The 7,236-nt window shown below is 71.9% G+C and carries 11 protein-coding genes; 3 read left to right on the forward strand and 8 right to left on the reverse strand.

All coding sequences use genetic code 11. The features are described 5' to 3' along the window. Positions 1-4: 4 nt before the first annotated feature. Genes DEJ06_RS14535 through DEJ06_RS14545 form a run of 3 tightly spaced genes read right to left on the reverse strand, consistent with a single transcriptional unit; the run spans position 5 to position 1,853 of the window. The gene (locus DEJ06_RS14535; protein ID WP_027467152.1) at positions 5-577 is read right to left on the reverse strand and encodes a DUF3618 domain-containing protein; all 573 of its coding nucleotides are present in this window, start codon (positions 575-577) and stop codon (positions 5-7) included. Further along, positions 574-1,017 carry a phage holin family protein gene (locus tag DEJ06_RS14540; protein WP_051597109.1) on the reverse strand — a complete coding sequence of 148 codons (444 nt, stop codon included), beginning with the start codon at positions 1,015-1,017 and terminating at the stop codon, positions 574-576. Before DEJ06_RS14540 ends, DEJ06_RS14535 begins: the two co-directional genes overlap by 4 nt. After that, complete coding sequence (locus DEJ06_RS14545) at positions 1,014-1,853, reverse strand: hypothetical protein (protein WP_111039779.1); 840 nt, start codon at positions 1,851-1,853, stop codon at positions 1,014-1,016. Before DEJ06_RS14545 ends, DEJ06_RS14540 begins: the two co-directional genes overlap by 4 nt. Before the next feature lie 147 nt (positions 1,854-2,000). On the opposite strand from DEJ06_RS14545, the gene DEJ06_RS14550 reads away from it, so the two are divergent. Both DEJ06_RS14550 and DEJ06_RS14555 read left to right on the forward strand, forming a co-directional pair. Then, positions 2,001-2,756 carry a glycosyltransferase family 2 protein gene (locus DEJ06_RS14550; RefSeq protein WP_111039780.1) on the forward strand — a complete coding sequence of 252 codons (756 nt, stop codon included), beginning with the start codon at positions 2,001-2,003 and terminating at the stop codon, positions 2,754-2,756. 111 nt (positions 2,757-2,867) lie between these two features. Beyond that, the gene (locus DEJ06_RS14555) at positions 2,868-3,512 is read left to right on the forward strand and encodes a hypothetical protein (protein ID WP_111039781.1); all 645 of its coding nucleotides are present in this window, start codon (positions 2,868-2,870) and stop codon (positions 3,510-3,512) included. 9 nt (positions 3,513-3,521) lie between these two features. Here the strand turns inward: DEJ06_RS14555 and DEJ06_RS14560 are convergent, their stop codons facing one another. Continuing rightward, positions 3,522-4,139 carry a helix-turn-helix domain-containing protein gene (locus tag DEJ06_RS14560; protein ID WP_111039782.1) on the reverse strand — a complete coding sequence of 206 codons (618 nt, stop codon included), beginning with the start codon at positions 4,137-4,139 and terminating at the stop codon, positions 3,522-3,524. A 58-nt stretch (positions 4,140-4,197) separates the two neighbouring features. Here DEJ06_RS14560 and DEJ06_RS14565 point away from each other — a divergent pair, with 58 nt between their 5' ends. Next, a complete protein-coding gene (locus DEJ06_RS14565) occupies positions 4,198-5,175 on the forward strand; it encodes an NAD(P)/FAD-dependent oxidoreductase (protein ID WP_111039783.1) in 978 nt (325 codons plus the stop codon). Between the two features lie 129 nt (positions 5,176-5,304). Here DEJ06_RS14565 and DEJ06_RS14570 read toward each other — a convergent pair whose 3' ends face one another. The 4 genes from DEJ06_RS14570 to DEJ06_RS14585 are packed head-to-tail and all read right to left on the reverse strand — an operon-like array spanning position 5,305 to position 7,031. Then, positions 5,305-5,970 (reverse strand): pentapeptide repeat-containing protein, encoded by a 666-nt coding sequence (locus DEJ06_RS14570; RefSeq protein ID WP_111039784.1) that lies wholly within the window; start codon positions 5,968-5,970, stop codon positions 5,305-5,307. Between the two features lie 33 nt (positions 5,971-6,003). Beyond that, positions 6,004-6,414, reverse strand: a complete 411-nt coding sequence (locus DEJ06_RS14575; protein ID WP_111028628.1) for a DUF6314 family protein — start codon at positions 6,412-6,414, stop codon at positions 6,004-6,006. 9 nt (positions 6,415-6,423) lie between these two features. After that, positions 6,424-6,675, reverse strand: a complete 252-nt coding sequence (locus DEJ06_RS14580) for a hypothetical protein (protein WP_111039785.1) — start codon at positions 6,673-6,675, stop codon at positions 6,424-6,426. Continuing rightward, positions 6,675-7,031: an SHOCT domain-containing protein gene (locus tag DEJ06_RS14585; RefSeq protein ID WP_111039786.1), complete on the reverse strand. Its 357-nt coding sequence runs from the start codon at positions 7,029-7,031 to the stop codon at positions 6,675-6,677. The genes DEJ06_RS14580 and DEJ06_RS14585 overlap by 1 nt, the downstream gene beginning before the upstream one ends. Positions 7,032-7,236: the final 205 nt, after the last annotated feature.

The raw sequence follows: 7,236 nt of genomic DNA on the forward strand, positions 1-7,236 counted from the left end.
CCGCTCAGCTGCTGCGGACGTCGTCCGCCGCACCCTGCGCGTTGTCCTTGACGTCGGACGCGGCCCCCTGCGCCTCGCCCTTGACCGCCTGCGCGGCGTCCTGCGCGGTCCCCTTGAGGTCCTGCGCGTGCTCCTTCGCCACGTCGCCGAGCTGCGAGCCGACGTCCTTCGCCTGCTCCTTGACCTCGTCGACGAGCGGTGCAGCCTTGTCCTTCAGCTCACCGGCGAGCTCTTCTTCCTTCTCGGTGGTCGGCAGGAGCGACGACACCAGCCAACCGGCACCGAAGGCGATGAGGCCGACGGCCAGCGGGTTGCCCTTCGCCTTCTCGACGCCCTTCTGCGCGACGTCCTTCGCCTGGCCGGTCGCGCCCGAGGCGGAACCGGAGGCGCTCGAGCGAGCCGACTGGGCCGCGCCCATCACGGACTCACGGACGTCCTGGAACCGGCCCTTCACCTTCTCGCTCTGGCGGTGGGCGATGGACGACGGGCTGACCTTGTCGGCGAGGGCGTCGACGTCGGAGCCGAGTTCGCCGCGGGTGCGCTCGATGTCGGCGCGGATCTCGTCTGGGGTGCTCATGGCTTCCTCCCGGTGTTGGGCTTGAGTGTCTCGGGGACTTCCTTGGCGGTCTCGACCGTCTGCGGGGCGCCCTTGATCTCCTTGATCTCCTTGCGCCCGCGGACGGCCAGGATCGCGGCGACGATCGCGTAGACGACCGCGATGATCAGGGCGGACCAGGCGTTGCCGATCAGGTAACCGAGGCCCCACCACGCTGCGATCGACAGGAACAGCAGGGCGAACACGGCGGTGAGTCCGGCGCCGCCGAACATCCCGCCCGCCTTGCCGGCCTTCTTCGCGGAGTCGGTCAGCTCGGCCTTCGCGAGGGCGACCTCCTGCCGGAACAGACTGGAGAGGTCACGCGACACGTCGGACAGCAGCTCACCGAGCGGTGTGGTCGCAGCGCGCTCCTCGGGCGTCGGTTCGCCCAGGGGTGTCGCGCCGGGGACGGACTGGCTCATACGCCACTCCCCGATCCGGTGGTGCCGTCGCCGGCCTCCTTCTCGTGCTTGACCTCGGTCGCGAGCGCCTTGGTCAGGCGTCCGGCGAGCAGGCCAGCACCGGCGGCGATCGCGATGAAGGTGCCGGGGCGCTTCGCGGCGAAGGTCTTCACCTCGTCGAGCAGCGAGCCCGGGTCGCGGTTCTCGAGGAACCCGGCGGCCGAGGTCGCGCGGCCCGACAGGTCGCGGACGACCTTCGAGGCGACGCCCTGCTCGTCGTCGTTCTCGGCCATGCGACCGAGCTGCTCGCCGAGGGAGCGGAGTCCGCCGGCAGCGCGCTGCTGCTGCTCGCCGGCCTGCTGCTTGAGGTTCTCGGACGCCTGGCCGTAGAGCTGCTTGGCGTGGTCGGTCACCTCGGAGGCGACCTTCGACGCCTGCTCCTTGGCGGTGCCCGCGACGTTCGCGGCCTTGTCCTTGGCGTCGCCGGCGACGTCCTGCGCGGCACCCTTGGCCGCGTCGGCCTTGCCGGAGCCGCTGCCCGAGTCACTACCGGAGCCGCTGGCGCTGCCGGTGCTGCCGGAGCCACCAACGCTGCCGGCGGATGCCGCGGACGGGACGGCGGGGAGCTGCTCGTCGGCCGGGACGGCGTCGAGGGGCGCGTCGAACGGCACCTCGGCGGCGCTGTCGCCGTACGGGTCGTAGGTCTGGGGCGCACCGGGGTCGGTGGGTCGCGCGGCGGGGGTACCGCTGGCGTACGACGGCACGGTCACGCCGGGGGCGACCTCGTGCCCCTCGGAGGCTGCGGTGCGGTCGTGGATGGGCGTCCCGGAGTCGTTCCCGGGTGGGTTCGTGGTCATGGTCGGCCTTCCGGTTGTCGTCGTCCCCGGCGTGCACCGGGGGCGTTTCGCCATCGAACGTGCGCGCTGCCCTCTGGGCCAGGACCCAGGAATGCCGGGAAACGCGGTCCGGCAATCCGCACAGGTGGAAGCCGGTTGGATCGACGGATGCCCCGTGTCTCGGTCGTCATCCCCGTGCGGGACGACGCCGTGCACCTGCGCCGGTGCCTCGCCGCCCTCGCAGCTCAGACCCGGCCGGCCGACGAGGTCGTCGTGGTCGACAACGGCAGCTCTGACGACAGCGCGGCGATCGCCCGGGATGCTGGCGCGGTCGTGCTCACGGAGCCGGTGCGCGGGATCGCCCGGGCCTCGGCGCGCGGCTACGACCGGGCGTCCGGCGACGTCGTCGTGCGGCTCGACGCCGACTCCGTCCCACCGCCGTCGTGGATCGCCGACGCGGTCCGGCTGCTCGCCGACCCCGAGGTCGTCGCGGTCACCGGTCCGGGCCGGCCGCGGAACGGTGGCGCCGTGGCGCGCCGACTGTGGAACGCCGTGTACATGGGCCCGTACTTCGTCCTGATGTGGAGCGCGCTCGGGCGTCCGCCGCTGTTCGGGTCCGCCATGGCGATGCGCCGGTCGACCTGGGCCGCGGTCGGTGGGCGAGCGCACCGCGACGACGCCGAGGTGCACGACGACGTCGACCTGAGCATGCAGCTCGACCCGGCCTGGCGGGTGGTGGCCGACCCCGTGCTCACCGTGCAGGTGTCCGCACGACCGTTGGCGGGCCTCCCGTCCGTCTGGGTGCGGACGCGACGCGCCTTCCACACGTTCCGCGTGAACGGCCGGCGGGCGAACCCGGTGCGCCGGTGGGCGCGACGGCTGCGATCGCAGTCGCGGTCGCGGCGGTGGTGGCGCAGCCGCTGACCGACGGGGTCGGGGGACAACGAATCGGTGACGGTCTCAGCCACCGCGGCCCTCGGTCGGTACGTTCGTGAGCGACGGTCACGACCTGACGAGACCGGACGAAGGGGAACCATGCGCCACACGATCACGCTCGCTGCCCTGCTGGCGGCGGGCCTCGCCCTGACCGGCTGCGCACAGGCCGGACCGGCCGGACCGGCGAGCGACAGCGTGACCACCGCAGCCGACCCGACGACGGCACCGAGCCCCACCGACACCACGACCGCTCCGAGCCCCACCGACACCGGGGCCCCGAGCGACGAGACCGTCACCGTCCCGGCCAGCTGCACCGACCTGATCACCCCTGGCAAGTGGGACAAGGCGTTCGCATCGGCACCGCTCAACGACCCGTCGGTCGTCGGCGACCCGATCGCGATCCCGAAGAGCTCGTTCACCCCGGCGCTGCAGGGCGACGGCAAGCGCCTGTACTGCGTGTGGCGGGAGCCGCAGGCCGACATCTCGTACCTGTCCATCGCGGTGGACGCCGTCGACCCGACCGCAGCCCGCGACGCGCTCGAGCAGCTCTCGGCGAAGGGCTACGACTGCGGCGACGAGTCCGACGGGTACCTGTGCCAGAAGGTCTCGAAGAACTCGCAGTACCCGGTCACGGACGGCGACACGTACTACACGCGGGGTGACCTCGGCATCCACATCCAGCAGTCGAACATCGAGACGAGCGATCTGCTCGACGACGTCGTGGCGAACGTCTTCACGGACTGACGCAGGGGGTCACCGGGCGGGTCGAGACCGCACGTGCGCCCGCTCACCCTGCGGCCCGTACAGGCACAGCACCTCGGTGACGGAGTCGGTCACGTTGCCCATCCAGTGCGGGGTGTGGGTGTCGAACTCGGCGACCTCACCGGGTCCGAGGTCGAGGTCGTGCTCCCCCAGCACCAACCGGAGCCGTCCGGACAGCACGTAGAGCCACTCGTAGCCCTCGTGCGTCTTGAGCGACGGCTCCCCACCCGGGGTGTTCGGCGGGAACAGCTGCTTGAAGGAGCGCACCCCGCCGGTCCGCTTCGTCAGCGGCACGACGACGCGGCCGCCGTGCACCTCGGGCTTCATGTGCACGCGCGGGTCGCCGGTCTGCGGTGCGCCGACCAGGTCGTCGAGGGGCACCTGGTACGCCCGCGCGAGGGGCAGCAGCAGTTCCAGCGTGGGCTTCCGCTGGCCCGACTCGAGTCGCGACAGGGTGCTCACCGAGACCCCCGTCTGCTCGGACAGCGCGGCGAGCGTGACGTCGCGGTGGGCACGCAGCGCGCGCAGGCGGGGGCCGACCCCGTCGACGACCTCGGCCGTCGTGCGCGGTGTGGTCGCGTCCTGGTTGCCGTGTCCCATGGCGGCCATGTTGCCACACCGGCAAACTTCGTTGCTGTTCTCGCTCGATCCGCCGCATGATCAGCGCATGCCTGAACACTTCGACGTCATCGTCATCGGCGGCTCGGCCGCCGGCCTCTCCGCCGCCCTCATCCTCGGCCGTTCGCGGCGCTCGGTGCTCGTCGTCGACTCCGGCGAGCCCCGCAACGCCCCGGCGGCCGGCGCGCACAACTACCTCGGCCACGAGGGCGTCGCGCCCGCCGAGCTGCTCCGCATCGGTCGCGACGAGGTCGCCGCCTACGGTGTCCAGGTCACCGCCGGGAGGATCGTGGCCACGTCCGCCACGACCGGTGACGGTCACGACCCGGTCGGCTTCTCGGTCACGCTGGACTCCGGCGCGGTCGTCACGGCGCGCAGGCTGGTCGTCGCCTCCGGCGCCGTGGACGTCCTGCCGGAGGTCCCGGGCCTGGCCGAGCAGTGGGGGCGCGGGGTCGTGCACTGCCCGTTCTGCCACGGGTGGGAGATCCGCGACCAGCGGATCGGGGTCCTCGTCACGACGCCGAACGGCGCACACCACGCGCTCATGTTCCGGGCGCTGAGCGATCGGGTGATCGTGTTCCTGACCGAGCCGGCCCTGATGGACGACACCGCCCTGGCCGGTTTGGCGGCCCGTGGCATCTCGGTCGTCGAGGGCGCTGTCGCCGCCGTGGTCTCCGAGGGTGACCGGCTGACCGCGGTCCGGCTCACCGACGGGTCGTTCGTCGAGCTCGATGCCCTGGCCACGGCGAGCCGGCCCGAAGCGCGGGTGGCGTTCCTGTCCGGGCTCGGCCTCGACGCCACCGACCAGTTCATGGGCGACCACCGGTTCGCAACCGCGCTGACCGTGGACGCCGCCGGGCAGACCGCCGTGCGCGGGGTCTACGCAGCCGGCAACGTGACGGCCCCGATGGCGACGGTCATCGCGTCGGCGGCGGCCGGCACCCAGACGGGTGCGGCGGTGCACGGCGACCTGGTGCAGGCCGACCTGGCGGTGGCGCTGGCCGGGGTCGGCGCGGGCGTCGGCTGACGCGACGCGCCACGCGGGCTTCTGACATCCGGTGCGAGGTTCCGTACTCGGTGTGAGGTCCGCGTGGTCGCACCGAGTGCGGAACCTCGCACGACTCGTGGGCACACCTCGCACGGCGCGAGGGAGCCGTCAGTCGACGCGGTAGCCGGCCTGTGCAGCCAGCAGCGGCGCGAGTGTGTACAACTGGTCGGCCCCGATCGTGGCCCCGCGGAACCCCTCGAGCCGCTCGACCCGATCGAGGTCCGCTCCGCGCAGGTCCACGTGGTCGATGCGGGTGTTCGACCCCTCGGCGGCGCGGATGCTGCTGCCGTCGAACGACACCCGCAGCAGCTTCGCGTCGGCGATGTCGAGCTCGTCGATGACGCAGTCACGGAACACCACGTCGGTGATCGTCGAGCCGCGCAGGTTCACGAACCCGAACTTCATGCCGACGAACTCCACGCCGTTCAGCCCGGAGTCGTACAGCTCCGCCGAGCCGACGCGCCCGCCGGAGACCCGGACCTCGCGCCACGAGCTGCTCGACGCCCGCAGGATCGGGGCGTCGAGCGAGTCGATGATCGAGTCACGGACCCGGAGCCCACGGAAGTCCGCGTCGTCGCCCCGGAACGTGTCGATGACGCACTCCTCGATCTCCAGGTCGGGCAGTCGCTCGCCGGCCAGGCCGAGGACGTCGATGCGCTTGCCCTCGATGCGGTCACCCGTCAGGACGTCACCGGGTGCTGGCACCCAGTCCTCGAGGTTCGTGGGTTCGGTCAGGGTGATGCGCGGGGCGTCGGTGCCGGAGGAGCGTGCCATGCCCCCAGTCTGGCGGTGACCGCCGACCCAGGGTCACGACCGGGGTCGGGTGAGGACGCTGTCCAGCCGGTAGTCCTTCGCCGGGCCGCGCGCTTCCCACCGCACCGTCCAGCGGTCTTCGTCGCCGTCGAAGGCACCCGTGTAGTCGTCCGGGGTGCAGGCGTGGGCGACGCTCGTGCCCCAGACCCAGTCGTGGAACACCCGACCGTCGGAGAAGTGCACGGTCCAGCCGCCGGTACTCGTCCGCCGCAGGACGAGGGTCCGGGACACGGGCGTCGTCCGACCGTCGAAGGTCATCACGCCCGACTCGTCCCAGCGCACCTCGTCGTCACCGACCCGCGTCAGGGTGGTCGTCCCGGTGACGGTCCCCGTGGCACCGGCGCGGTGGTCGTGCACGGTGCGGTGCAGGTCCCACACCCCGAGCAGGTCCGTCGGCAGCAGCACCCGACCAGGCTAACCGCGCAGGGCCTCGGCCCGCGCGGCTCGACGCTCGTCGTCGGTGATGACCCCGCGGGCGTGCAGCTCGTCGAGTTCGAGGAGCCGCTGCTCCGGCGAGCTCCGACGGGCACCGTGCGGGCGCCGGCTGCGGCCGACCGCGATGCACACGGCGACGATGACCGCGATGACGATGAGTGCCATCAGCAGGGTCCAGACGAGGTCGTAGACCGGCGGGATCAGGGGGTTCTGCACTTCTTCGGAGGCCATCATCGTCCACGCAGCGCTTCGGCTCGGGCGCTGCGGTGCTCCTCGTCGGAGATCACGCCGCGGGCGTGCAGGTCGTCGAGTTCGGCGAGCCGCTGTTCGAGTGGCTTGTCCGGTGCGAACGTGCGGCTCTGCATCGCCTGGTACGCGATGTCCTCCTGCATGGTGAGCGGGTTCTGACCACGGTCGGCCATCCGCTTGCCCCGGTAGAGCGTGAGGATGACGATCGTCAGGGTCGTGAGGATCATCAGCGCCGCGACGACCCCGAAGGCGATGCCGAACCAGCCGCCGAACAGGTCGGGCATCCCCGACTCCCCCGGCCCCTCGAGCTCACTGAACGCGGACCAACTGAGCACCATCGCGCTCCCCCTTCTCACAACGACGAGCGAAGCGTAGCGCGAGACGGCGAACACGAGCGGGCGTTCCTTCCCAGAACGCCCGCGATGGAATGTGGAAACGGGCGTACCTGGTCAGAAGTTCCGACCCGGTACGCCCGAGATCACCCGGTACGCCCGATTCGACCAGGCAGCGCGAGCCCCACCCAGCCCCTGTCTCTTATACACA

This window comes from Curtobacterium sp. MCLR17_051 (assembly GCF_003234395.1).
In the GTDB taxonomy this organism is placed as follows: Bacteria; Actinomycetota; Actinomycetes; order Actinomycetales; family Microbacteriaceae; genus Curtobacterium; species Curtobacterium flaccumfaciens.

Coding starts and splice junctions, on each gene's coding strand:
- DEJ06_RS14535 (WP_027467152.1), bottom strand. CDS start 577: ATGAGCACCCCAGACGAGATCCGCGCCGACATCGAGCGCACCCGCGGC.
- DEJ06_RS14540 (WP_051597109.1), bottom strand. CDS start 1,017: ATGAGCCAGTCCGTCCCCGGCGCGACACCCCTGGGCGAACCGACGCCC.
- DEJ06_RS14545 (WP_111039779.1), bottom strand. CDS start 1,853: ATGACCACGAACCCACCCGGGAACGACTCCGGGACGCCCATCCACGAC.
- DEJ06_RS14550 (WP_111039780.1), top strand. CDS start 2,001: ATGCCCCGTGTCTCGGTCGTCATCCCCGTGCGGGACGACGCCGTGCAC.
- DEJ06_RS14555 (WP_111039781.1), top strand. CDS start 2,868: ATGCGCCACACGATCACGCTCGCTGCCCTGCTGGCGGCGGGCCTCGCC.
- DEJ06_RS14560 (WP_111039782.1), bottom strand. CDS start 4,139: ATGGCCGCCATGGGACACGGCAACCAGGACGCGACCACACCGCGCACG.
- DEJ06_RS14565 (WP_111039783.1), top strand. CDS start 4,198: ATGCCTGAACACTTCGACGTCATCGTCATCGGCGGCTCGGCCGCCGGC.
- DEJ06_RS14570 (WP_111039784.1), bottom strand. CDS start 5,970: ATGGCACGCTCCTCCGGCACCGACGCCCCGCGCATCACCCTGACCGAA.
- DEJ06_RS14580 (WP_111039785.1), bottom strand. CDS start 6,675: ATGGCCTCCGAAGAAGTGCAGAACCCCCTGATCCCGCCGGTCTACGAC.
- DEJ06_RS14585 (WP_111039786.1), bottom strand. CDS start 7,031: ATGGTGCTCAGTTGGTCCGCGTTCAGTGAGCTCGAGGGGCCGGGGGAG.